This is a genomic window from Polaromonas sp. CT11-55 (assembly GCF_047303325.1).
Lineage (GTDB): Bacteria > Pseudomonadota > Gammaproteobacteria > Burkholderiales > Burkholderiaceae_C > Polaromonas.
In genome coordinates, this window is record NZ_JBKBEX010000015.1 from 14,125 (window position 1) to 37,820 (window position 23,696).

Consider the following 23,696-nt stretch of genomic DNA (forward strand, 5'->3'; position numbering starts at 1 on the left):
AAACTTGCACCACCAGGTCGCAGCGGAGCCGGGAAAGCAGGTGGCCGAACCACAAGCTTTCTCTTGTTCGTGACCCGTTTTCTGCTTACAGCGCCCGCAGTGGTGAGCAGCCTTGCACAAGTTGAGCGCTATGGAAAACTATCTACTCGACTGGGCCAACCTGCTGCTGCGTTGGGTCCACGTCATCACCGCCATCGCCTGGGTCGGCTCCTCGTTTTATTTTGTCTTCCTCGACAGCAGCCTCACGCCGCCCGTGGATGAGGACTTGAAGAAGCAAGGCGTCAGCGGCGAGCTCTGGGCCGTGCACGGCGGCGGTTTTTACCACCCCGTCAAATACGCGGTCAAGCCGCCGCAGCTGCCGGCCCACCTGCACTGGTTTTACTGGGAAAGCTACAGCACCTGGCTGTCGGGCTTCGCGCTGTTCACGGTGTCCTACCTCTGGCACGCCGGCACCTACTTGGTCGACAAGTCGCTGATGAACTGGTCGCCTGGCGCGGCCGCCGCCGTGGCGCTGTCTTTCTTTGTCGTGTTCTGGATGCTTTACGACGGCATCTGCCAGCTGTTTGGCAGAGGCAAGAACGGCGACGCCATCGTGGGCGCCCTGGTCGCGGTGCTGGTCTGCATCGCGTCCTGGCTGGCCTGCCACTGGTTTGCCGGGCGCGCGGCCTTTTTGCTGGTGGGCGCCATGATGGCGACGGCCATGAGCGCCAATGTGTTTTTCTGGATCATCCCCGGCCAGCGCAAAGTGGTGGCCGCCATCAAGGCCGGCGAGCCCGTGGACCCGGTGCACGGCCAGCGCGGCAAGCAGCGCAGCGTGCACAACACTTACTTCACGCTGCCGGTGCTGTTCGCCATGCTGAGCAACCACTACAGCTTCACCTGGAGCCATCCGCAGAACTGGCTGGTGCTGATTTTGATGATGCTGGCCGGCGCGGCGATACGCCAGTTTTTTGTGCTGCGCCACGGCTACAAGCTGGGCCGCAACCGGCACCCGCTGGCCTATGCGCTGGCGGGCGTGGCGGTCATCATCGGTGTGGTCGTCTGGATGAAGCCGGCGCCTACCGCAGTGGCTGCGGCGTCCGCCACCCCGTCGGCAACAGGCTACGGCCAGGTGCAAACCGTACTAGCCCAGCGCTGCTACCAGTGCCATGGCGAGCAGGTGCAGATGAAGAATGTGCGCCTCGATTCGCCTGCGGCGCTCAAGCTGCACGCCACGCAGGTCTACCAGCAGGCCGTGGTCACGCGGCTCATGCCCATGAACAATGCGACCGGCATCACCGAGGCGGAGCGGCAGGTGATCAAACAGTGGTTCGACGCGGGCGCGAAGACTGAGTAGCGACTACCAGTCAGTCGCCAGCCCGGCGGCCCGCGTCGACGGCTTCTCGAAATGCCGCGCCAGGAAATCCACAAAAGCCTTGACTCGGGCCGAATGCTGGTGGCGCGCCGGGTAGACCGCATGGATGTCGGCCGCCGGCGTGCGGTAGTTCTCCAGCACCTGCACCAGCCTGCCGCTGCGCAGGTATTTGGCGATGTCCCACTCGGCGCGCATCAGGATGCCGTGGCCATCCAGCGCCCAGTTCACCGCGATCTCGCCGTCGCTGGTGCTCAGGTTTCCATGCACCTTGACGGCCTGCGTGTGCTTGCCCGACGCCAGGCGCCAGATGCCGTAGGCCTCGTCGCCCTGGCGTATGCCGATGCAGTTGTGCCGTGCGAGGTCGTGCGGCACCCTGGGTGTGCCATGGCGTGCCAGGTAAGCCGGTGAGGCGCAGAGCAGGCGGCGGTTCGGCGCGATCATGCGCGCCACCACGCGCGCGTCGGGCGGCTCGCCAAAACGTATGCAGACGTCAAAGGCGTCCTCGGTCAGCGGCGGCGGGTTGACGGTGAGCTGCAGTTGCACCTCGACTTCGGGGTGGGCTTTGACAAAACGCGAGATCAGCGGCGCCACATGGCTGCGGCCGAAGCCCAGGGTGGCGTTCACGCGCAGCAGGCCCTTGGGCGCCGCTACGGCGCTGGAGACCTGCTGCTCCATGTCGTCAATGTCGGCCAGGATGCGGCGCGCGTGCGCGAGGTAAATCTCGCCTTCCTGCGTGAGGCTGGCGCGCCGCGTTGTGCGATTGAGCAATTGCACGCCCAGCCTGGCCTCCATCTGCGCCAGCCGCTTGCTGACGGCCGCCGTGCTGACGCCCAACTCGCGCGCGGTGGCCGACAGGCTGCCGTAGCGCGCCAGCAGGCTGAAAAAAGCCATCTCGGAAGGGGCGGGGTTGGATGGGGTCATTCGTAACCTGAAGTTAACAATGGCCTCACTTTACGAGCTTTTGTTGTTCCCGCCAATCGCTACATTGGACGCCTCACAACCCGAGGAAACCCATGAAGACTTACAAGATCGCCTGCATCCCCGGCGACGGCATCGGCAAGGAGGTCGTCCCGGCCGGCCAGCAGGTGCTGCAGGCCCTGGCCGCCACGCAAACCAGTTTCCGTTTCGAGTTCACGTCCTACGGCTGGGGCGGCGACTGGTACCGCGAGCACGGCGTCATGATGCCCGACAAGGGTCTGGACGAGCTGCGGGACAAGGACGCCATCCTGTTCGGCTCGGCCGGCGACCCGGACATTCCCGACCACATCACACTCTGGGGCCTGCGCCTGAAGATCTGCCAGGGCTTTGACCAGTACGCCAACGTGCGGCCCACGCGCATACTGCCGGGCATAGACGCGCCGCTCAAGCGCTGCACGCCGGAGCAGCTCAACTGGGTCATCGTGCGCGAGAACTCCGAAGGCGAATATGCGGGCGTGGGCGGGCGCGCCCACCAGGGCCACCCGATCGAAGTGGCGACCGATGTCTCGATGATGACGCGCGCCGGCGTCGAGCGCATCATGCGCTACGCCTTCAGGCTGGCGCAGTCGCGCCCGCGCAAGCTGCTCACCGTGGTCACCAAGTCCAACGCGCAGCGCCACGCCATGGTGATGTGGGACGAGATCGCGCTGCAGATCAGCAAGGAGTTCCCCGACGTCACTTGGGACAAGGAACTGGTCGACGCCTGCACCGCCCGCATGGTGAACCGCCCCGCCTCGCTGGACACCGTGGTCGCGACCAACCTGCACGCCGACATCCTGAGCGACCTGGCCGCCGCGTTGGCCGGCAGCCTGGGCATCGCGCCCACCGGCAACATCGACCCCGAGCGCCGCTACCCCAGCATGTTCGAGCCCATCCACGGCTCGGCCTTCGACATCATGGGCAAGGGCTTGGCCAACCCGGTCGGCACCTTCTGGAGCTGCGTGATGCTGCTCGAGCACCTGGGCGAGCACGCCGCCGCCGGCCAGCTGATGCAGGCCATCGAAGCGGTGACGGCCAACGCCTCCCTGCACACACGCGACCTCGGCGGCCAGGCCACCACGGCGCAGGTCACCAAAGCGGTCTGCCGCTGCTTTGCCGACACCGCCAGGCCCGTGGCCGCGGCGGCCTGATTCCAGAAAAACAAACACAAGGCAAACACAAGGAGACAAGACATGCGATCACAACAACAAGGACGCGGCCGGTACGCGTCAAGGCTGGCCCACGCGCTGGCCCTGGGTGCCTTGGCGGCAACGAGCTTGATGGGCGCCCCGGCTTTTGCCCAGGCGTGGCCTGCGCGGCCCATCAGCCTCATCGTGCCTTTCCCGGCGGGCGGCACGACGGACGTGCTGGCACGCGCTGTGGGGCAGGAGCTGTCGAAAAGCCTGGGCCAGCCCGTGGTGGTGGAAAGCCGGCCCGGCGCCGGCGCGACCCTGGGCGCGGACTTTGTGGCCAAGTCCAAACCCGACGGCTACACCTTGCTGATGGGCGCGGTGCACCACACTATCGCCACCAGCGTGTACAAGAAACTGCCTTATGACTTCCAGAAGGATTTCGCTCCCGTCAGCATCGTGGCGCTGGTGCCCAATGTGCTGGTGCTGAACCCGGCGGTCCCGGCAAAGACCGTGAAGGAACTGCTGGCGCTGGCCAAGGCGGAACCCGGCAAGCTGACCTACGGCTCCAACGGCAACGGCACGGGCCAGCACCTTATAGGGGCTCAGTTTGAAAGCATGGGCGGCGTGCAGATGCTGCATGTCCCTTACAAGGGTAGCGGGCCGCTCACCACCGATTTGCTGGGTGGGCAGATCACCATGTCCTTTGACACCATCACGCCGGTGCTGCCGCACATCAAGGCAGGCAAGCTGCGCGCGCTGGCCGTGACGACAAACAAACGGTCTGCGGCTTTGCCCGATGTGCCCACGCTGGACGAAGCCGGCCTCAAGGGCTTCAACCTCGGCACCTGGTTCGGCGTGCTGGCACCGGCGGCCACTCCCAAGGACATCGTGACGCGGCTGAGCACCGAACTGGCCAGAATCGTCAACTCGCCGGAGTTCCGCAAGAAGATGGATGACATAGGCGCCGAGCCCGTCGGCAATACGCCCGAACAGATGGCGCGGCAGATCGCGGAAGACACCGAACGGTTCGCGAAGCTGGTGAAGGACACCAAAGTCGCGATTGAATAGAGCGCAAGGGCCGGGGTGCCGGCCCTGTCACGTCAGATCACGCCATGGTCGATTTCGAAAACAGGTTGAGCACCACCACGCCCGCGATGATCAGCGCCATGCCCACCATGCCCCAGAGGTCTATCTTCTGGTGGTGGACAAAAAAGCCGGCGATGCTGATCAGCACTATGCCCAGGCCTGACCAGATCGCATAGGTCACCCCGGTGGGGATGGACTTCATGGTGACCGTGAGCAGGTACAGCGCCACGCCGTAGCCCGCGATGCTGATCAGCGAAGGCACGAGCCGGCTGAAGCTGTCGCTGGACTTGAGCGCCGTGGTGGCGATGACTTCGGCAACGATGGCAATGCCCAGGGCCAGGTAGGCGTTCATGCGGTGTCTGCTTTCTGCTTTGGAAGAGGAAGAGTCATTTTAGGCAGCACGTGTTTTGGCCGTATCCCCCAAACCCTGCGGGTTTGCCGGGTTACTGCCCGGTTACCACGGCACAATCGAGGGTGGAGACTTTTCAATGACCGCAGCCAAGACATCCCACACCATTCCCGACGCCGCCGCGCAGCCGCGCGAGTTCCTGGAACACCTGTACAGCGCCGCCGTCACGCGCGCGCAGCCGCTGGAGAACACCGCGCGCTACCTGCCGCAGCCGCCCACCCAAGCCAGCGGCGGCCGCACCATCGTGATTGGCGCGGGCAAGGCCGGCGGCTCCATGGCGCAGGCGGTTGAGGCCTTGTGGCCGGCCGACGCGCCGCTCGAAGGCCTGGTGGTCACGCGCTACCACCACATCCCGCCGCGGCCCGAGGGCCTGAAGCAGCGCATCGAAATCGTCGAGGCCGCGCACCCTGTGCCCGACGCCGCTGGGTTAGCGGCCGCCCAGCGCATCCTGGCCATGGTGCAGGGCCTGACCGAAAACGACCTGGTGCTGTGCCTGATCTCGGGCGGTGGTTCGGCCCTGCTGACCCTGCCGGCCGAAGGCCTGACGCTGGAAGACAAGCAGCGCATCAACAAGGCGCTGCTCAACAGCGGCGCGAATATTTCCGAGATGAACTGCGTGCGCAAGCACCTCTCGCGCATCAAGGGCGGGCGCCTGGCCGCGGCCTGCGCGCCGGCGCGCGTGGTGACGCTCACCATCAGCGACGTGCCGGGCGACGACCCGTCCATCATCGCCAGCGGCCCCACGGTGCCCGACGCGACCAGCTGCGCCGAGGCGGTGGCGATTTTGCAGCGCTACGGCATCGAAGTGCCGGGCGCCATCATGAGCCTGCTCGAGCAGGGCGCGCTGGAAACCCCCAAGCCCGGCGACGCGGTCTTCAAAGGCCATGAAGTGCACATGATCGCCACGCCCCAGCAGTCGCTGGAAGCCGCCGCCGCCGTGGCGCGCGCCGCCGGCCTGCAGGCTTACATCCTGAGCGACGAGATGGAAGGCGAGTCGCGCGAGGTCGGCAAGGTGCATGCGGCGCTGGCGCGCGCCGTGGCGCTCAAGGGCCAGCCCTTCAGCAGGCCTTGTGTGATTTTGAGCGGTGGCGAGACAACAGTCACGGTCAAGAAGCAGCCCGAGGGCACTGCGCGGGGCCGGGGTGGGCGCGCCGGCGAGTTCTGCCTGGGCCTGGCGCTGGCCTTGCAGGGCCAGCGCGGCGTCTACGCGCTGGCGGCCGATACCGACGGCATAGACGGCGTGGAAGACAATGCCGGCGCCTTTGTCGCGCCCGACACCCTGCAGCGCGCACTGGCCAAGGGCATGAAGATTGACCAGTACCTGGACCGCAACGACGCCTATGGCTATTTCGAGCCGCTGGGCGGCCTGGTCGTCACTGGGCCCACACACACCAACGTCAACGACTTCCGGGCGCTGCTGATCCTGTAGATTCGGCGCGGCTTCTCAGACCGCCGTCAGGCCGCCGCCACCCTGGACGCCCGACGTTTCAGGCGGGTGCGTCACGATGGACTTGAGCTCGGGCCTGGCCGCCTGCAAGGCCTTGAGGTCGGGCACAGGCCGGCGCAGGCTGTCGCTGCCCGCAAACACCTGTTCCAGCGCCTGACTCGCGGCCAGCAACTGCGCATCGGCATGAAGCCGCCCTATGACCTGCAGGCCGAAGGGCATGCCGTGCTCGTCCTTGCCGCAAGGAAGGGCCAGCGCCGGGTTGGTGGCCAGCGTCACCACATAGGTCAGGCCCAGCCAGTGGTAGTAGTTGCGCATGGCCTGGCCGTCGATATTGCCGGCGAACAGTTCCGTCCAGGGGAAGGGCGTGACCGGCGTGACCGGCGCCAGGATCAGGTCGTACTGCTCGAAGGCTTTGGCAAAGCGGCGCGAGATGCGCGTTTGCTCCAGGTGCGCCCAGGCGCGGTCGGCCAGCGTGATGGCGGCGGCGATCTCCATGTTGTCGCGCACATTGGGGCCCAGTGTTTCGGGGGCCTTGCGGTAGGTATCGGCAAAGGCCGCGACAAAACTCTCGGCACGCAGTGTGTCGAAGGCACGGTCGGCGTCGCCCAGCTGCAGGTCCACCGGTTCGCAGCTCGCCACCAGCGGGCGTATGGCTTCCACGCGCTGGCGGAAGACGCGGCGTATCTCCGGGTCCACGATGCAGACACCGAAATCCTCCGTCGTGCCGACGCGCAGCGTGGACAGGTCCACCGGCCTGAGCGGCCAGAAGGCGGAGGCATCCACCGGGTAAGACAGCGGGTCGCGCGCATCGGCCCCCACGCTGGCGGACATCAGCAGCGCCGTGTCGGCCACATTACGGCCCATGGGCCCCAGCACAGAAATGACCGACCAGCCCAGCGGCCGGGCGTCATTGGCCACCAGCCCGGGCGAGGGCCGCAGGCCGACCACACCGCACAGCGAAGCCGGTATGCGCAGCGAGCCGCCGGTGTCCGAGCCGGTGCAAATCGGCAGCATGCCGGCCGCCAGCGCGGCGGCCGAGCCGCCCGAGGAGCCGCCCGCATTGAGCGCGGGGTTGAAGGGGTTGCCCGTCGCGCCCCAGACCGGGTTGCGGGTGTTGGCGCCGGCGCCCATGTCGGGCACATTGGTCTTGGCCGTGACGATGGCGCCGGCCGCGCGCAGCTTGGCCACCAGAGCGTTGTCCTCGACCGGCACATTGCCGCGCAGCCCGACATTGCCGTAAGTGGTCAGCAGGCCCGCGGTGTCCTGCAGGTCCTTCACGCCCAGCGGCAGCCCGTGCAGCGGCCCCAGCGGCCCGCCGCGCATCACCTGCGCCTCGGCTTCGCGCGCGGCTTCTCTCGCGCGCGTGAAGTCGGTCGCGCAGATCGCATTGATGGCCGGGTTGAGGTTTTCGATGCGGCTGATACAGGCGTCCATCAGCTCCACCGGCGATACCTGGCGGCTGGCGATCAGGCGGCGGAGTTCGACGGCGGAGATGTCGGGCAGGGTGGAGGGCATGTCAAATATCTTGTTAGTCGGTTTTGATCTGGGAACGTTCGGCCAGCGTCTTCATGCGCGCAATCTCGGTGGTGACCATGCCGGCCCAGTCGGGAATCGCGGCATAGCCGGGCTCGAAGCCGGCCCCTTTGAGCTTGTCGATGATCTCAGGGTTGGCCATCACCGTGGCCAGTGCTTTTTCGAGCCGCGCCTTGACGGGTGCCGGCAAGCCCTTGGGCCCCACCACGGCCAGCCAGGCATTCATGTCGACAGCGGGGTAGCCGGCTTCGGCCATGGTCGGCACATTCGGCAGCAGGGCTGAGCGCTTGTTCATGGCCACGGCGAGCACGCGGACCTTGCCGGACTTGAGCTGCTGCGATGCGGCGACCACGGTGTCGAAGGACACCGGGATCTGCCCGCCCATCAGGTCGGTCATCAGCGGGCCGGAGCCCTTGTAGGGCACATGCGTCATCTTCAGGCCCGTGGCCGTGTTGAACATCGCGCCGGCGAAATTGGAACTGGTGCCGTTGCCGAAGCTGCCGTAAAGGTATTTGTCCGGGTTGGCTTTGGCCGCCGCCACAAACTGGTGCACGTCGGTGGCCGTGACCGAGGGGTTCACCAGCATCGCCAGCGCCACCGATCCCACCATGCCGATCGGGTCAAAACCCTTGGCCGGGTCGTAGGACAGCTTGGGCTGCAGCGCCGGGTTCAGCGTGAAGGTGGAGTTGGAACTCACCAGCAGCGTGTAGCCGTCGGGCTTGGCGGCGGCCACCGCGGCCGCGCCTATGGCGGTGCCGGCGCCCGGCTTGTTCTCGATCACCACGGGCTGGCCCAACTGGTCGCCCAGGGCCTTGCCCAGGATGCGCGCCAGCACGTCGGCCGCGCCGCCGGCCGGGAAGGGCGCGACCAGCGTGATGGGCCGTTCCGGAAAGTCGGCGGCGCGCACGGGCCCGCCCATGGCTGCCAGCCCGCAGAAAAGGACGCCGCCGGCGATCAGCGCGCGGCGCAGTGCATTGATTGACATGTGTTGCATGGTAGGCCTCTTTTGAAGTTTCGGTCGAGAGTGGGACGGTGGTGGTGTCAAGGTCATCGCAGGCGGACGGGCGACAGTGCGCGGGCATCCAGGCCCTCTTGCAAAAGTTCTTCGGGCAGCGCGGCCTCGCGCAGCAGTGCATCGGCCAGCGCGCTGGCACCCGCCGCGCTCTGGATACCGTAGCCGCCCTGCGCCGCGAGCCAGAAAAAGCCTGGGCCGGCGTCGTCATGGCCTATCACCATCTCGCCGTCGGGCACAAAGGAGCGCAGGCCGGCCCAGGTGCTGGCGGGCCGGCGTATGGTCAGGGTCGTGACGCTTTCAATCTGGTGTATGCCCATGGCGATGTCCAGCTCCTCGGGCACCACGTCGTGCGGCACAGTAGGGTCCGCATTGGCGGGCGAGCCCAGCAGCTGGCCCGCGTCGGGCTTGAAGTAATAACTTTCATCGACACCCACCACGGCCGGCCAGTGCGAAGCGTCCACGCCCTCGGGCGCCTTGAAGGTGAAGGCGCTGCGCCGGTGCGGCACCAGGCCCACGGGCCGCACGCCGAACACGGCGGCCAGTTCGTCGGCCCAGGCGCCCGCGGCATTCACCACGGTGCGGGCGCGCAGGGCCTGGCCGTCGCTGAGCTCCACGGTCCAGCAGCGGCCGTCATGCGTGGCCCGCGTCACGTCGGCGCTGTTGCGCAGTTCGCCGTCCGCCCCCGCTTTCTGGCGAAAGCCGCGCAGAAAACCCTGGTGCAGGGCGTGCACGTCCATGTCCTGCGCGCCTGCGTCGTAGAGCGCGCCGTGCACCAGATCGGGCCGCAGGCAGGGTACATGGGCCAGCGTGGTGCCGGCGTCCAGCGTCTGCAGGCCGGGGCAGTTCGTCAGCAATTCCTTGCGGGAGTTCGCCAGTTCCTGTTCCTGGCCGTGCGTGGCCAGGTACAGCACGCCGCGCGGCTGCATCAGGTCCGGGGCGAAGCCCTCGGGCGGCCGTTCGTAGAAGGCCCGGCTGGCGCGCGTGAGCGCCCGCACCATGGGCGGCCCATAGGTTTCCATGAACATGGCGGCCGAACGGCCCGTGGAGTGGTAGCCCGGCTGGGACTCGCGCTCGAGCAGCGCGACGCTGCGCTGGCCGGCCAGGCGCCAGGCCAGGGAAGCGCCCGCAATGCCGGCGCCGACGATGAGTATGTCAAATTCTCGCATTTGAGAATTCTCACATGCGAGAATCGTGCCTGTCCAGCCGATTTACCCGATTTAGCCCAAACAAAGGGAAAACACCATGCCCGCACGCCCAGCACGATCCGCCCGCGCTCCCGCCGCCGCCCCCGAGGCCGATCGCGTGCAACTCGGCCTGAGCCTGCGCGGGCACCGCAAGGCGCGCCGGCTGACGCTCAAGGACTTGTCCGGCCATTCCGGCGTGGCGCTGTCCACCCTGTCCAAGATGGAACTGGGCCAGATCTCGGTCAGCTATGAAAAGCTGGCCGCCGTGGCCAAGGCGCTCGCGCTCGATGTGGGGCAGTTGATAGACGCGCGTGGCGCAGTACCTGCCGGGGGTGCGGCACCTGTCGTGGTGTGGTCTGAAGCAGGCGGGGAGGCGACCTACAGCTCGGGCCACTACGACTACCGGGCGCTGGCCAACGGGTTTCCGGGCAAGCGCATGACACCCGTGCTCGGCCGCGTCATGGCGCGCGATCGCGGTCAGTTCACGGATTTCATCCGCCACCCGGGGCAGGAGTTTGTGACGGTCCTCTCAGGCCGGGTGCGCATCGAGTTTGAAACCGGTGAAATCGTCGAAGTCGGGCGCCACGAGTCGGCCTACTTCAACAGCGGCGTCGGTCACATCTATACCTCGCTGGGCCGTGCCGATGCGCGGATACTGGTGGTCATGAGCGAGTAGCCGCTCTTGCGAACGACTCAGTGCGCTGTGGGTTCGGTCGCTGCGGCGGCATCGCCACGCAGGGCCGCAGCGTCTCTTCGCATCAAGGTGCGCACCAGCCAGGCAAACCATGCCGCGGCAATCGCCGCCGCCATCCACACCAGCATCTGCCCCAGCCGCGCCTGGTCGTCCAGCAGGTAGGCGTTGCAGATGCGCAGCGGTGAGCTTTCATAGAGATTGCCCACGACGGCCATCATGGGCAGCACATTGCCCAGGAAGAAGCCTTGCACCAGCAGGCCCGCCGGCCGCCATGACAGGCGGATGGCGGCGCCGCAGGCCAGCAGGGCCAGGTACTTCAGTATTTCAATGCGGCCGTCGATCAGCGCCAAGTCCAGCACGCGGGGAATCATCAACACCGCCAGCATCAGCGCGGTGGCGAAGAGGCCGCTGATGCCGTGGGCATTCCACACGTCCAGGTGCGCCGTCCAGCGGCCCGGCAGTGCCGCGGCGAGCAGGTAGCCGGCCAGTGCCAGCAAAGGGTATTGCACCAGCATGTGAAGCGTCATGCTGGCTTCCAGGGCGTGCCGCACACCGGGCCAGGCCAGCAGGCACAGCAGGGCCGCGGCCATACCGGCCAGTGCGCCGCGCGAAGGAACAGGCGGGATCTTCATGGCCTTCATGGGGATGGCGATGGCGCGCCGGCGCCCGCCAGGTGCTGCGCATAGTCGAGCGCGAGTTGCTGCTCCGCATAGTCGAAGATGCGAACCAGCCGGCCTTGCTGGTCGACGACCAGCAGCGCCGCGTTGTGCTCAAAATCGCCACGTCCGTCGGGCACCACCACGACCTGGAAATCCGCCAGCAGGCGCTGGGCGCCCCGCGAGTCCGGCACACGCACAAAACGCCACAGCTGCGGGTCGGCGCTCAATCGCGCCGCATAGGCCCGCAGCACGCCGGGTGTGTCGTGGCTGCCGTCGAAGCTGATGGACAGCAGCCTCACCTGGCCGCTCTGGCCGCTGCGCTCCTGCAGCGCGCGCTGCATCTGCTGGAAACTGCTACCCATCGCGAGGCAGACGGTCTGGCATCGTGTGTAGACAAAATCCACCAGCGTGACGGACTGCCCGTCCGCCAGAACCAGCGACAGCGCCTGCGGGGCAGTGCCTGGCCCGTCCACCTCGACCGCCGGGCTGGGCACTGGTTGCAGGGCGACTTCGAGCCGGCGCGCGCCCTCGGCGGTCCAGACCTGGAAGTCATGCGTCAGCCACGCGGCGGCGGCATAAGCCGCCAGGGCCAGCATGGCGCTCAGCAAGGCGGTGCGAAACATCGGAAAACTCAGGAGGCTTTGCCCGCCAGCGTCTTGAGCTCGGCGCCGCCGTTAAAGGGCGCGGTGCGTGTGCCGGCCTTGCGTTCGGCCTCGAACAATTCGGGCTTGATGGCGCCCGCCTTGTTGGTCCATTCGGAGCGGATGTAGCTGGCCACCGCGGCCAGCTCGGCGTCGCTGAGTTGCGGGAAGGCCGGCATGGCGCCCTTGAAGGTGTTGCCCATGACGGTGATCTCGCCGGTGATGCCGTGCAGCAGGATGTTGGCCACGGTGCGCTCGTCGCCGGCCACCCATTCGGAGCCGTCCAGCGGTGGAAACACCCCGGGCAGCCCCTTGCCGGTAGCCTGGTGGCAGGCCACGCAGTTGGCGGTGAACAGCTGTTTGCCGTTGGCGGATGCGCCCGCGGCACCGGCCGCCGGGCCGGACAGGTCCGCCAGGGTGCGTTTATCGCCGAGGTCGGCGCGGCCGAAGGAACCGGACAGCGCGATGTAGCCCGCGCCCCACAGCACCAATGCCGCCGCCCCGACCAGGAAGAGCAGTGGAATGGGCTGGCTTTTTTCGGAGGGCTCGGCCTGTTCGCGCTCCTGTGCCCGGCTCTCGGATGTCTTGTCGTTCAGCATGGCGTTACCTTGTGGGGCTCAGGGCTTGGGGGCGGGCGGCAGCACCGGGTAGGTGTGGTTCAGGCCCTGCAGGTACTTGACCAGGTCCAGGGCCTGGGGCGTGGGCACCACCACCTGGCCCACGTTGGGCCCGTAGGCGGGCGGCAGGGCCAGCGGCGTCTCGCCTTCGCTTTCGGCGTCTTTGGCGTCCTTGACGACGAAGAGGTAGGGATAGGACGGCATGATGGAGCCGGGCACGTAGGCGCGCGGCTGGTACAGGTGGCCCAGGTGCCAGTCCTTGCTGGGCTGGCGCGCCCCGATGTTGAACAGGTCGGGCCCGGTGCGCATGCTGCCCAACAGGTGGGGCTTGTCGTAGAAATAATCGCCGGGCACCGAAGCGCGGCCCCAGCCGCGTTCCGCATCGGGGCCGAAATTGCGGTCTCGCGGCTGCTGGCTGTGGCAATACACGCAGCCGTTGGCGATGTAGACCTCGCGCCCGCGCAGCTGCGCGCTGGTGTAGCCCTTGAGCTGCGGCGGCGGCTTGATGTCGCGCACCTGCATATAGGGCATGACCACCAGGGCCGCCGTGGCGATGCCCAGCGCCACCATGGCGCCCGAGGCCAGCTTGACTTCATTTTCCATGTGCGGCTCCCAGTTCCGTGCTTTGCGGCTCGTTGGGCCAGAACAGGGCGGCGCCCGCGCGGCCCGGCCCGAAGCGCAGCGCCATGGCCAGGAAATGGCCGACGAACACCAGGTGGCTGAGCACCATCAGGCTACCCCCGACGGATCGCCACTGGAGGTAGGGCAGGGTGACCTCCACCGAGGCCATGAAGGGCCGCGCGGCGTCCAGCATGGCCACACCCTGGAGCCAGCCGCCTATGGTGAGCCCGACAAAATAAATCATCGCCCCCACGGCCGCCAGCCAGAAATGCAGGGTGATCAGTTTGGGGTAGGGCCACTCCCAGTTCAGCACCCGGGGCATCATGAAATAGATGGCGCCGAACAGCACCATGGTGACGAAGGCATAGGCGCCCAGGTGCGCGTGGGCCACCGTGAAATGGGTGAAGTGGGTGATCTGGTTGACGCTGCGCAGCGCCTCCAGCGAGCCCTGCAGCGAGGACGCCAGGTACATCAGCCCGCCGAACATCATGAAGCGCAGCGTGGGCGAATAACGCGCCAGGTGCATGCGCCCCCGCAGCGTGGCGCCCATGTTGATGCTGAAGGCAATCACCGGGATCACCATCATGACGCTTTGCACGATGGACAGCGTGACCAGCCAGCCCGGCACCGGGCCGCCTATGAGGTGGTGGCCGCCGACCTGCCCGTAGAAAAACGCCAGCGTCCAGAAGCCCAGCAGCGAGAGGTTGTAGGAGCGTATCGGCCGGCCTATGACCTTGGGCAGGAAGTAATAGATGGCGCCCACGCTGACTGGTGTGAACCACAGGCCCAGCACGTTGTGGCCGTACCACCAGTTGGTGGTGGCCTGTTGCACCCCGGTGTGCACGCCGGGCATTTTGCCGACCAGGAAGAGCAGGGCGATCCACAGCAGCGCCGCCGTCATGTACCAGACGCTGACATACAGGTGTGACACCTTGCGGTTGACCAGGGTGTAGAGCACCGGCAGGATGACCAGGGCAAAGCCGGCGAACATGAAGATCGCGATCTGCCAGGGGATCTCCAGGTATTCCATGCCGTCGTTCCAGCCGGTGGCGATGGCGCCTATGCCGCCGGCGATGCCCATGTTGATGAGCGCGCCGCCCAGCATGACCCAGATGGCGCCGTACAGCCGGGTACGCAGCAGGCGCGGCAGCAGCCACACGATCATCCCCAGCGCGGCATTGGTGATCCAGCCGTAGAGCACGCCGGTCAGGTGCACCGTGCGTATGCGGCCGAAGGTCAGCCAGGCATAGTCGGTGAGCCAGTCGGGTTCATGCAGCTTGATCGACGAGATGAGGCCCGCCGCCGAGCCCACCACCAGCCACATGCAGGCAAAGGTGATGAACATGAACACCGGGAAGGCGGTGGAACGGTCGGAACTGATGCGGTCCAGCAGCTCGGCGGCGTCGGCCGCGTGCGTCTGTATGCCGCCTTCCTTGACCGCCTGCTGCATGGACGCCTGGGCGGCGCCCTGCAGGGCCGGGTCGTCCACCTGGCCGACTTCGCCATGCGCGAAGATCACCGAGGCGGCTGTCGGGTTCTCCACCAGCAGCCCCTTGCGCAGCGACCAGATAAACACAAACAGGCCGATGATGGACAGCAGGAAGGCGCCCAACAGGCTGACGACGGCGCTGTCCATTACGCGCTGCCTCCGGGCGCCGCAGTGGGCGCAGGGCGCCTGGAAGGCTGGGCGGCCTGGCCGCTGGTGCGTGGTGAAACTGTCATGAGTCCTCCGGTCTTGAAGGGAAGCCTGCGCCGTGGCGAAGCTTCCACTGGCATCCTGGGGCCGCGCAGGCGGTGAGCGCCAGGTGCGGAGCGCCCATCCTACGCCTTTGGCCCTGTGCAGGCCAGCCCGCAAAGCCGGCAATGCGCCGGCTGCTATGAATTTTGTAGCTTTTTTGCATTCGATGCGGCGGGCATGGACGCCCGCCCTTAATTTTTGTACGAATTAAGTTTCGCCTCATGAAGCCGTGTTAGCCTCGCGCGCATGTTGAACCGCATCCCCTCCTTCCTGCGCCATGTCGGCCCCGGCGTTGTCACCGGCGCCGCCGACGACGACCCATCCGGCATTGCCACCTATACGCAGGCGGGGGCGCAGTTCGGCACCGGGCTGCTCTGGACGGTGTTTTTGTCGCTGCCCTTCATGATCGCCATCCAGTTGGTGAGCGCTCGCATAGGGCGGGTCACCGGCAAGGGCGTGGCGGCCAACCTGAGGGAGCACACGCCGCGCGCCTTTCTGATGAGCATGGTTTTCTTGCTGGTGGTCGCCAACACCATCAACATCGCGGCCGACATCGCCGCCATGGGCGAGGCGCTGCAACTGGCCGTGGGCGGCGGCGACCATTTCCATGCGGTGGCTTTCGGCGTCATCACGGTGCTGCTGCAGGTGTTTGTGCCCTACCGCAAGCTCGCGCCCATCCTCAAGTGGCTGACGCTATTCCTGTTCGCCTATGTGATCGCCGTGTTCCTTGTGCAGGTGCAGTGGGCCCAGGTGCTGCACGACCTGGTGATTCCCAAGCTGCAATGGACCTCGGGTTACTGGATGATGATCGTCGCGCTGCTGGGCACCACGATTTCGCCCTACCTGTTTTTCTGGCAGGCCTCGCAGGAAGTCGAAGAGCTGCGCCTGAAGGGCGCGGGCCATGGGTCGGAAAAGGAAGTGCGCCGCGACCTGCGCCGCGTCAAGCGCGACACCTACATCGGCATGTTTTTCTCCAACGCCATCGCTTTCTTCATCATGGTGCTGGGTGGGGCGGTGCTGTATGCGGCCGGCATCCACGACGTGACCTCGGCCGCGCAGGCGGCGCAGGCCTTGCGGCCGCTGGCCGGCGACTTTGCCTTTGCGCTGTTTGCCGGCGGCATCATCGCCACCGGCCTGCTGGCCGTGCCGGTGCTGGCCTCGTCGGCCGCCTATGCGGTGGCCGAAGCCTTCGGCTGGCCCGAAGGCCTGGAGCGCCACTGGTACGAGGCCAAGCGCTTTTACGCCATCATCGTTATCGCCACGGTGGTCGGCACCGGCATGGACTTCACCAGCATAGACCCGATGAAGGCGCTGTACTGGAGCGCCGTGATCAACGGCGTGGTGGCCGTGCCCATCATGGCCGGCCTGATGCTGCTGGCCGGCCGCAAATCGGTGATGGGCAAGTTCACCTCGGGCTTCAAGACCACCTGGTTCGGCTGGGGCGGTGTGGTGGTGATGGGCTTTGCGGTGCTGATGATGTTGCTGGACTTGTTCCGGCCATTCTTCTAGGACCGGTCACTCTTTATTCCTCTCCAAGAGGGGAAGCAGATTCATATCCGCAGATTACGCAGATTTACGCAGATAAAGATAAACAGACAAACCCGATGTGAGGTCGTATGGCCAGCATAAGGGAATAGGCCTGAAGCCTTGGGTAAAAAAGTCTTGTTTTTAATCTGCGGAAATCTGCGTAATCTGCGGATAAATTCCTATCCTAGGAACCGTCACGGCGCATGACCCACAAACGCCGCGGCCCCGCGCCCTGTTCGCCCAGCTTGTCAAAAGGGTTGCGCAGCCGGCATTTGTCAATCGACAGGCAGCCGCAGCCTATGCAGTCGTCCAGCGTGTCACGCAGCTTCTTGAGCTGCGCCATGCGTTCGTCCAGGTCGGCGCGCCAGGCGGCCGACAGGCGCTCCCAGTCCGCGCGGCTGGGCGCGGCCTTCGCGGGCAGGGTGGACAGGGCCGCCTCGATGTCGGCCAGCGCGATGCCGACCCGCTGCGCCACACGCACAAAAGCCACACGGCGCAGCATCTCGCGCGCGTAGCGTCGCTGGTTGCCCTCGGTGCGGGTGCTGCTGATCAGCCCCTTGGTTTCATAAAAATGCAGGGTTGAAACCGCCACCCCGCTGCGCCGCGCCATGTCGCCGACCGAGAGCGTGGGGAAGATGCCGGCCTGTTCGAGTTCCGTGCCCATGGGTTTCCTTGAAAAAAAGTGCTTGACCTCAACTTTACTTGAGGTTCCAGACTCCTGCTTTTGCGGGCCAACCTGGCCCGTTTTTTTCAAAGGAGTTGTTTCCATGTCCAGCGATTCATCCAGCCCCGCTTCTTCTTCCGCCTCCGTGTTCCGCGTCGACAAGTTTGTTGTGCCCTCGCAGTCGATATCCGCTTTTGTCGAGCGCATCCACCAGGTCCAGCGCATGCTGGGCGAGCAACCTGGCTGCCTGCAAAAACACGTGTTGACCCAGACCGGCGACAGCAGCGAGTTCGATGTGGTGACGGTGGTGGAGTGGGCCAGCGCCGACGCGGTGGCCGCCGCCCAGGCCGTGATGCAAAAGCGGCTCGCGAGCGAAGGTTTTGATATCCAGGCTTTCAGGAAAAAGCTGGGTGTGCGCGGGGATTCGGGGATGTACCGTGAGGCCTGAGCTTCGAACTAATGCAAAAAATGTACTAACTTTGATGAAGAGACTTGCGCCGCCTCCGAAGGCGGCGGAATTCCGCCAGAGGACTTTGACATTGGCTACATCAAAATCGCGCGGTGAAAGTTTAGTTGCCTATGCGCACACTCAGTTTTTTCTGCAGATGGAGGATGACAAGGTCGATAGTCGCCACTAGACTGCGGGCAATTGCGGAGCGGCATGCGAATCTCTCATTGTGGGTAGTCCTTTGAGTATTCGCTATCGAGAAGACGAGCCCTCTGTGAGCGATCGCGGCCGGATCTGAACACAAGACCAACGAGATGCTGGCGTTGACGTGTCTAATGTTGGCTCCTTGCGTGGTCTTTGGTGCTGTCTGTTTCTTAAATGCCGGCGTGAATTAAGTGGTGTTGAATTGCCCTGAGAGCAGGGTCATTCAACAGTCAATGAGGGAATCGATATGACTGATGGAAAATACACTAACCCATTTCTGGCATTTCTGATACTGGGCTTAATGTTTCTGGGCATGGCTTGCTCCGAAATTTATGGACGTGCGTCGATTGAAGCAGACGGTTTAATTGTTGGCAGGGAAGTCGTGTGTCAGCAGCCAAAAAACAATCGATGCGCGACAAACTACTTGCTGAAACGCACGGCCGATAACTCGCTGTACTCCTATTCAGCGGGACCTGTGGACCAGTCGTTGTCTTCGGAGTTGGGAGTTGGCGCTTCTGTAAGAAAGCAGCGCTGGCATTTGAAGTACGAAGTCAATGGAAAGGAAGTCGATGATTTCCCCGTTCTCTTCTATGTAAGTTTGCTGGCAATTGGTTTTTTTGCGATTGGCCTATGGATTTCTAAGACGATTAACAGGCCACGTTGAGCAACTCCAGATCCAAGGCTTGGATCACATAGTGCACGAATCTATTTGGACATGTCGAAGGCGAGCCACTCAGCGAAATCAACCCTGCTGGCCTGATGGGTTGATGGGTTGAGGCATTGGCCTTATAGAAAGCCCAAATGCGCTAGCCCAGCGCACGCAAGACGTTCTCCGCAGTAGCAGGAGCCGTCAACCTCACCGGCGAGTCTTGCTCCCGGCGCGCCCCCACCGCATCGCGCAAAGCCTCATACACGCTGATCGCCAGCATCAGCGGCGGCTCGCCCACGGCCTTGCTGCCGAAGACGTTGTCTTCGCGGTTGGGTTCGGGCCACAGGGCTATCTTGAAGTGTTCGGGCACGTCGCCTGTGGCCGGGATTTTGTAGGTGCTGGGTGCGTGGGTGCTGAGCAGGCCCTTGTCGTTCCACACCAGTTGTTCGGTCGTGAGCCAGCCCATGCCCTGGATAAAACCGCCTTCGATCTGGCCTATGTCTAGGGCCGGGTTGATGCTGGTGCCCACGTCGTGCAGGATGTCGACCTTGAGCACGCGGCTTTCGCCGGTCAAAGTATCTATCGCGACTTCAGTGCAGGCCGCGCCGTAGGCGAAGTAGTAGAAAGGCCGGCCGGTCAGCGTGGTTTTGTCGTAGTGGATTTTGGGCGTGCGGTAAAAACCGTCGCTCCACAGCTGTATGCGGTTGGCGTAAGCCAGTTTCACGACCTCGGTGAAGGGCCGCGCGCCTGCGGGCGTGACGACCTCGCCGTTTTCAAACTGCACGGCGCCCGCGCCGCAGCGGTCCAGGCCGGCGACGAACTGCGCGAGGTTGTCGCGCACATTGCGGGCCGCGTACTGCGCGGCGCGCGCATTGAGGTCGGTGCCGGCCGAGGCGGCGGTGGCCGAAGCGTTGGGGACTTTGCTGGTGTCGCTGGCCGTGGCCAGCACCTGGGTGAGGGGCACACCGAGTTCGTCGGCCACGATTTGCGCGACCTTGGTATTGAGGCCCTGGCCCATTTCGGTGCCGCCGTGGTTCACCTGCACGCTGCCGTCGGTATAGACATGCACCAGCGCACCGGCCTGGTTGAACAGGGTGGCGGTAAACGAGATGCCGAACTTGACGGGGGTGAGGGCGATGCCACGCTGGATGACTTCGCTTTTGGCATTCCAAGCGGCGATGGCTTCGCGCCGCTGCCGGTAGTGCGAGGTCTGCTCCAGCTTGGCCAGCAGCGGTTCGAGGATGTTGTCCTCGACCTTCATCTGGTAGTGCGTGGTATCGCGGCGCCGTTCCGGCACGGTCGCGCTCGCCGCCGCGACGACTTCGTCGCTGTACAAGTTGCGCCTGCGCACGTCCAGCGGGTCCAGGCCCAGGCTGCGCGCGATGTCGCCCATGATGGTTTCGATCACGATCATGCCCTGCGGACCGCCGAAGCCGCGGAAGGCCGTGTTGCTCTGGGTGTTGGTCTTGCAGCGGTAGGAGGCGATCTCCACGTCTTCGAGGAAGTAGGCGTTGTCGGCGTGGAAGACCGCGCGGTCGGCCACCGGGCCTGAAAGGTCGGCGCTAAAGCCGCAATTGACCGCCATCATGAGCTTGAGGCCGGTGAGCCGGCCAGTGGCGTCAAAGCCGATGTCGTATTCATAGGCAAAGGGGTGGCGCTTGCCGGTGACCATGAAGTCGTCGTCGCGGTCCAGCCGCAGCTTGACGGGGCGGCGCAGCTTGTGGGCGGCAATCGCGGCCCAGACGGCCATCTGGCCCGATTGCGTTTCCTTGCCGCCAAAGCCGCCGCCCATGCGCCTGCACTCCACGCGCACCGCATGGTTGGCAATGCCCAGCGCATGCGAGACCCAGTGCTGAATCTCGCCGGGGTGCTGGGTGCTGGAATACACCAGCCATTGCTGCTGCTCCTGCGGCACGACGTAGGCGACCTGGCCCTCGAGGTAAAAGTGTTCCTGGCCGCCGACTTCGAGTGTGCCCTGCAGCCTGTGGGCGGCTTTTTTCAGCGCGGCGGCCGCGTCGCCGCGTTTCACAAACACCGGCGGCAGCACATAACTTTGGGCCTTGAGCGCGTCCTGCACCTTGAGCAGTGCCGGCAAGGCTTCTATATGGCACACCACCTTGCGCGCGGCACGGCGCGCCTGCATCACGGTATCGGCCACCACCACGCCTATGACCTGGCCTATGTGCTGCACGGTATCTTGCGCGAACACTGGTTCGTCATGCGAGAAGTTGCCCAGCACAGTGTCGCCGGGAATGTCACGCGCGAGGATCACGTCGCGCACACCGGGCATGGCGAGAGCGGCGGCCGTGTCAACACCCAGCAATCGGCCGTGCGCTACGGTGGACAGAATCGGCGCGGCATGCAGCGTGCCGCGCAGTTCGGGAATGTCGTCGACATAGGTCGCGGCGCCGGCCACCTGCGCGCGCGCGCTTTCATGCGGTGTGGAGCGGCCGGCCGCGCGCGCGCCGGCGGGCTGGCGAGCCAGCGACTGCTTTTGGGCCGGGTCGGCGGGCGGCATGCTGTCGGCGCGGGCATTGGCCGTGCGCACCTCGGGGTCGGCCATCGCATCGCGGCTCACGGACATGTCCTTGGCGTTCATGCGGCCTCCTCCAGCCGGAAGGAGGCCAGGTTGATTTGCTGCAGGCCCTGGCTTTCGAGCCAGTAGCGCTGCAGCAAATTGCCCAGCACCTCGCTGCGGTAGGCGGCCGAGGCCCGCATGTCGGAGATAGGCGAAAACTCGGCGCGCAAGGCGGCCATGGCCTGGCGCACGGTGGCCTGGGTCCAGGGCTTTCCGGTAAGCGCCGCTTCGGTCTGCACCGCGCGCACGGGGGTGGCAGCCACGCCGCCCGCGCCTATCGAGGCGGCGATGACCTTGCCGTCTTGCACTTGCAGGTTGATCGCCAGGCAGACGGCGGAGATGTCGTCGTCATAGCGTTTGGAGATTTTGTAGACCTTCATCGCTTCCCCGGGCTGTGGCCGGGGCACCTTGATCCAGGCCAGCACCTCATCCGCGGCCATCACATTCTGGCGGTAGCCGGTGTAGAGCTTCTCCAGCGGCATCTCGCGGTGGCCGCGCACGCTCATCAGCACCACATTCGCGTTCAAGGCGATGAGCAAGGGCATGGAGTCGCCGATCGGCGATCCGTTGGCGACGTTGCCGCCCAGGGTGCCCGAGTTGCGCACCGGCAAGCCGGCAAAGCGGGTCGCGAAGTTGTGCAGCTGCGGCCGGTCTTTCGCCAGTGCCGCATAGGCGTCGGCCAGCGTCACGGCCGCGCCTATGGCGATGTGATGCGGGTAGTGTTCAATACGCCGCAGCTCTTCCACCTTGGTGACGTCAATCACCTGGCCGAATTCCTGATGCATCTTGGTGACCCAGAGGCCCACGTCGGTGCAGCCGGCGACCAGCTGGGCGCCGGGCCGGTCGGCGCGGGCCTGCAGCAGACCGGCCAGGGTGCGCGGGGCCAGGTAGGCTGTTTCGGTCACGCCGGGTTCGGAGCGCAGTAACTGGAGCTTGCGCAGCAGCGCGGTTTCATCGACCTTCACGGGCGGCAGCGCCGCCATGGACTGGGCGGCGTCCAGGATGGGCCGGTAACCGGTGCAGCGGCAAAGATTGCCCGAGAGTTCTTCCTGCGCGAGCTCGCGGCTGATGGGCTCGCCCTTGCAGACATGGTTTTGGTACATGCCGAACAGGCTCATGACAAAGCCCGGGGTGCAGAAGCCGCATTGGGAGCCGTGTTCATTCACCATGGTCTGTTGCGCCGGATGCAAGGCGCCGTCTTGAGCCAGGTCCTCCACGGTCCACAAGGCCATGCCGTCAACCGAATGCGCCAGCCGAATGCAGCTGTTGATGGCACGGTACTGAACCTGCCCGCCGGCCGCCTCGCCCAGTACCACGGTGCAGGCGCCGCAGTCGCCCTCGCCGCAGCCTTCCTTGGTGCCGCTGCAGGCCAGGTCCTCGCGCAGCAGCTCCAGCAGGGTGCGGCTGGGTGGTACATTGCTGACGGAAACAACTTCCCCCCGCCTGATGAAACGGATGGGTCTGGAAAAAAGTGGGACAGCCATGCTTCAGGTTAAACACTCACGCCGTGCCCGGCATATCAAAGCCCATATCAAGCGCATGGGTGAAAAGGTATGAAAGACCAGGCGCTTTTCGACAAGATAGACCTCCATCTCATCAGGGTCTTGAACACCGTGCTTACTGAACGCAGCGTATCACGCGCCGCCATCCGACTGGGTATGTACCAGCCCGCCGTCAGCGCGGCGCTCAAGCGCCTGCGGGTGCTGGCCGGCGACCCCATCCTGGTGCGTTCGGGCGCGGGCATGGTGCCTACCGATGCCGGCCTGCGCATGATTGAGCCCTCGGCCAGCATTTTGCGCGCGGCCGGCATGCTGTTCAGCGATGCCCGCGGCTTCGACCCGGCCACGGCCGACACCACCTTCCGCCTGGCGGCCAGCGACTACCTGGACCCGCTTTTTTTGCCGCAGCTGGTGGCGCAGATCAAGGCGCAGGCGCCGCGTTGCCGCATCGAGATCCAGCCGCTGTCGGCAGACTCCGACTACCGCGCGCAGCTGGCGCAGGGCCAGGCCGACATCGTGATCGGCAACTGGGCCGCGCCGCCCGACGACCTGCACATGGCGCGCCTGTTCGGCGACGAGGTGGTCTGCCTGGTGGCCAAGGACCACCCCGCGGTGCGCCGCGGCTGGGATACCGCAAGCTGGCTGGAAGCCGAGCACATCGCGCCTTCGGCGCTGCACCCGGGCGCCAAGGGCGTGATCGACGAGCACCTGGACGCGCTGGGCCTGGTGCGCAACATCACGGTGCGCTGCCCGCATTTCGGCCTGATGCCGTCCATGGTGGCATCAAGCTTGCTGGTGATGACCACGGGCCGCCAGTATTGCGAACGTTTTTCCGGCATCCTGCCGGTCGCCATACTGCCCAGCCCGGTGGCGTTCCCACGCATGATGTATTACCAGCTCTGGCACGAACGCACCCATGCCTCGAATGCCGCGAAATGGCTGCGCGAGAGAGTCAAGTCCGTGGCGTCCATGCTGCGAAAAGAATGACTTTGCGTGACGGGTGGGCGTAAGCCACCCGCCTGGCTCCCTAGAATACCGA

Annotated in this window: 22 protein-coding genes; 9 read left to right on the forward strand and 13 right to left on the reverse strand. The window is 65.5% G+C overall.

The genetic code is table 11. The annotated features are described in order from the left end of the window. The first annotated feature begins 130 nt into the window (after positions 1-130). On the forward strand, positions 131-1,336 hold the full coding sequence (locus ACEN8I_RS14695; protein ID WP_413329235.1) for a urate hydroxylase PuuD: 1,206 nt from the start codon (positions 131-133) through the stop codon (positions 1,334-1,336). Between the two features lie 3 nt (positions 1,337-1,339). On the opposite strand, the gene ACEN8I_RS14700 is transcribed toward ACEN8I_RS14695, so the two are convergent. Next, positions 1,340-2,275, reverse strand: coding sequence for a LysR family transcriptional regulator (locus ACEN8I_RS14700; protein ID WP_413329236.1), 936 nt, complete (start codon positions 2,273-2,275; stop codon positions 1,340-1,342). A 92-nt stretch (positions 2,276-2,367) separates the two neighbouring features. Here ACEN8I_RS14700 and ACEN8I_RS14705 point away from each other — a divergent pair, with 92 nt between their 5' ends. Together ACEN8I_RS14705 and ACEN8I_RS14710 are read left to right on the forward strand one after the other, a co-directional pair. Beyond that, positions 2,368-3,462 (forward strand): tartrate dehydrogenase, encoded by a 1,095-nt coding sequence (locus tag ACEN8I_RS14705; RefSeq protein ID WP_413329237.1) that lies wholly within the window; start codon positions 2,368-2,370, stop codon positions 3,460-3,462. Positions 3,463-3,504: 42 nt separating this feature from the next. Further along, positions 3,505-4,512 (forward strand): Bug family tripartite tricarboxylate transporter substrate binding protein, encoded by a 1,008-nt coding sequence (locus ACEN8I_RS14710; RefSeq protein ID WP_413329238.1) that lies wholly within the window; start codon positions 3,505-3,507, stop codon positions 4,510-4,512. A 37-nt stretch (positions 4,513-4,549) separates the two neighbouring features. Here ACEN8I_RS14710 and ACEN8I_RS14715 read toward each other — a convergent pair whose 3' ends face one another. Continuing rightward, positions 4,550-4,882, reverse strand: coding sequence for a DMT family transporter (locus ACEN8I_RS14715; RefSeq protein ID WP_413329239.1), 333 nt, complete (start codon positions 4,880-4,882; stop codon positions 4,550-4,552). Positions 4,883-5,018: 136 nt separating this feature from the next. Between ACEN8I_RS14715 and ACEN8I_RS14720 the strand changes: the two genes are divergently transcribed. Beyond that, positions 5,019-6,368: a glycerate kinase gene (locus ACEN8I_RS14720; protein WP_413329240.1), complete on the forward strand. Its 1,350-nt coding sequence runs from the start codon at positions 5,019-5,021 to the stop codon at positions 6,366-6,368. 15 nt (positions 6,369-6,383) lie between these two features. On the opposite strand, the gene ACEN8I_RS14725 is transcribed toward ACEN8I_RS14720, so the two are convergent. From ACEN8I_RS14725 to ACEN8I_RS14735, 3 genes are read right to left on the reverse strand one after another with little or no spacing between them, the layout of a single operon-like run. Then, positions 6,384-7,901 (reverse strand): amidase, encoded by a 1,518-nt coding sequence (locus ACEN8I_RS14725; protein WP_413329241.1) that lies wholly within the window; start codon positions 7,899-7,901, stop codon positions 6,384-6,386. 13 nt (positions 7,902-7,914) lie between these two features. Beyond that, the gene (locus ACEN8I_RS14730; protein ID WP_413329242.1) at positions 7,915-8,913 is read right to left on the reverse strand and encodes a Bug family tripartite tricarboxylate transporter substrate binding protein; all 999 of its coding nucleotides are present in this window, start codon (positions 8,911-8,913) and stop codon (positions 7,915-7,917) included. A 53-nt stretch (positions 8,914-8,966) separates the two neighbouring features. Further along, positions 8,967-10,100 (reverse strand): NAD(P)/FAD-dependent oxidoreductase, encoded by a 1,134-nt coding sequence (locus ACEN8I_RS14735; RefSeq protein ID WP_413329243.1) that lies wholly within the window; start codon positions 10,098-10,100, stop codon positions 8,967-8,969. A 76-nt stretch (positions 10,101-10,176) separates the two neighbouring features. On the opposite strand from ACEN8I_RS14735, the gene ACEN8I_RS14740 reads away from it, so the two are divergent. Continuing rightward, the gene (locus ACEN8I_RS14740) at positions 10,177-10,794 is read left to right on the forward strand and encodes a helix-turn-helix domain-containing protein (RefSeq protein ID WP_413329245.1); all 618 of its coding nucleotides are present in this window, start codon (positions 10,177-10,179) and stop codon (positions 10,792-10,794) included. Positions 10,795-10,811: 17 nt separating this feature from the next. Here the strand turns inward: ACEN8I_RS14740 and ACEN8I_RS14745 are convergent, their stop codons facing one another. From ACEN8I_RS14745 to ACEN8I_RS14765, 5 genes are read right to left on the reverse strand one after another with little or no spacing between them, the layout of a single operon-like run. Beyond that, positions 10,812-11,453: a hypothetical protein gene (locus ACEN8I_RS14745; RefSeq protein ID WP_413329246.1), complete on the reverse strand. Its 642-nt coding sequence runs from the start codon at positions 11,451-11,453 to the stop codon at positions 10,812-10,814. Further along, entirely contained in the window at positions 11,450-12,094 is a 645-nt protein-coding gene (locus tag ACEN8I_RS14750) for an SCO family protein (protein WP_413329247.1), read from the reverse strand. Before ACEN8I_RS14750 ends, ACEN8I_RS14745 begins: the two co-directional genes overlap by 4 nt. A gap of 8 nt (positions 12,095-12,102) precedes the next feature. Then, a complete protein-coding gene (locus ACEN8I_RS14755) occupies positions 12,103-12,711 on the reverse strand; it encodes a c-type cytochrome (RefSeq protein WP_413329248.1) in 609 nt (202 codons plus the stop codon). A gap of 18 nt (positions 12,712-12,729) precedes the next feature. Then, a complete protein-coding gene (locus tag ACEN8I_RS14760; RefSeq protein ID WP_007871606.1) occupies positions 12,730-13,332 on the reverse strand; it encodes a cbb3-type cytochrome c oxidase subunit II in 603 nt (200 codons plus the stop codon). Beyond that, entirely contained in the window at positions 13,322-14,986 is a 1,665-nt protein-coding gene (locus tag ACEN8I_RS14765) for a cbb3-type cytochrome c oxidase subunit I (protein WP_413329249.1), read from the reverse strand. The genes ACEN8I_RS14760 and ACEN8I_RS14765 overlap by 11 nt, the downstream gene beginning before the upstream one ends. Before the next feature lie 348 nt (positions 14,987-15,334). Between ACEN8I_RS14765 and ACEN8I_RS14770 the strand changes: the two genes are divergently transcribed. Continuing rightward, positions 15,335-16,597, forward strand: coding sequence for an Nramp family divalent metal transporter (locus tag ACEN8I_RS14770; protein ID WP_413329251.1), 1,263 nt, complete (start codon positions 15,335-15,337; stop codon positions 16,595-16,597). Positions 16,598-16,799: 202 nt separating this feature from the next. Here ACEN8I_RS14770 and soxR read toward each other — a convergent pair whose 3' ends face one another. Beyond that, on the reverse strand, positions 16,800-17,279 hold the full coding sequence (soxR, locus tag ACEN8I_RS14775) for a redox-sensitive transcriptional activator SoxR (protein ID WP_413329252.1): 480 nt from the start codon (positions 17,277-17,279) through the stop codon (positions 16,800-16,802). 103 nt (positions 17,280-17,382) lie between these two features. On the opposite strand from soxR, the gene ACEN8I_RS14780 reads away from it, so the two are divergent. After that, positions 17,383-17,727: an antibiotic biosynthesis monooxygenase gene (locus ACEN8I_RS14780; RefSeq protein ID WP_413329253.1), complete on the forward strand. Its 345-nt coding sequence runs from the start codon at positions 17,383-17,385 to the stop codon at positions 17,725-17,727. A gap of 451 nt (positions 17,728-18,178) precedes the next feature. Further along, positions 18,179-18,595 (forward strand): hypothetical protein, encoded by a 417-nt coding sequence (locus ACEN8I_RS14785; RefSeq protein ID WP_413329254.1) that lies wholly within the window; start codon positions 18,179-18,181, stop codon positions 18,593-18,595. Between the two features lie 142 nt (positions 18,596-18,737). On the opposite strand, the gene xdhB is transcribed toward ACEN8I_RS14785, so the two are convergent. Beyond that, positions 18,738-21,179, reverse strand: coding sequence for a xanthine dehydrogenase molybdopterin binding subunit (gene xdhB, locus ACEN8I_RS14790; protein WP_413329255.1), 2,442 nt, complete (start codon positions 21,177-21,179; stop codon positions 18,738-18,740). Beyond that, entirely contained in the window at positions 21,176-22,642 is a 1,467-nt protein-coding gene (gene xdhA / locus ACEN8I_RS14795) for a xanthine dehydrogenase small subunit (RefSeq protein ID WP_413329256.1), read from the reverse strand. Before xdhA ends, xdhB begins: the two co-directional genes overlap by 4 nt. Positions 22,643-22,711: 69 nt before the next feature. Here xdhA and ACEN8I_RS14800 point away from each other — a divergent pair, with 69 nt between their 5' ends. Further along, a complete protein-coding gene (locus ACEN8I_RS14800; protein ID WP_413329257.1) occupies positions 22,712-23,644 on the forward strand; it encodes a LysR family transcriptional regulator in 933 nt (310 codons plus the stop codon). Positions 23,645-23,696 lie beyond the last annotated feature (52 nt).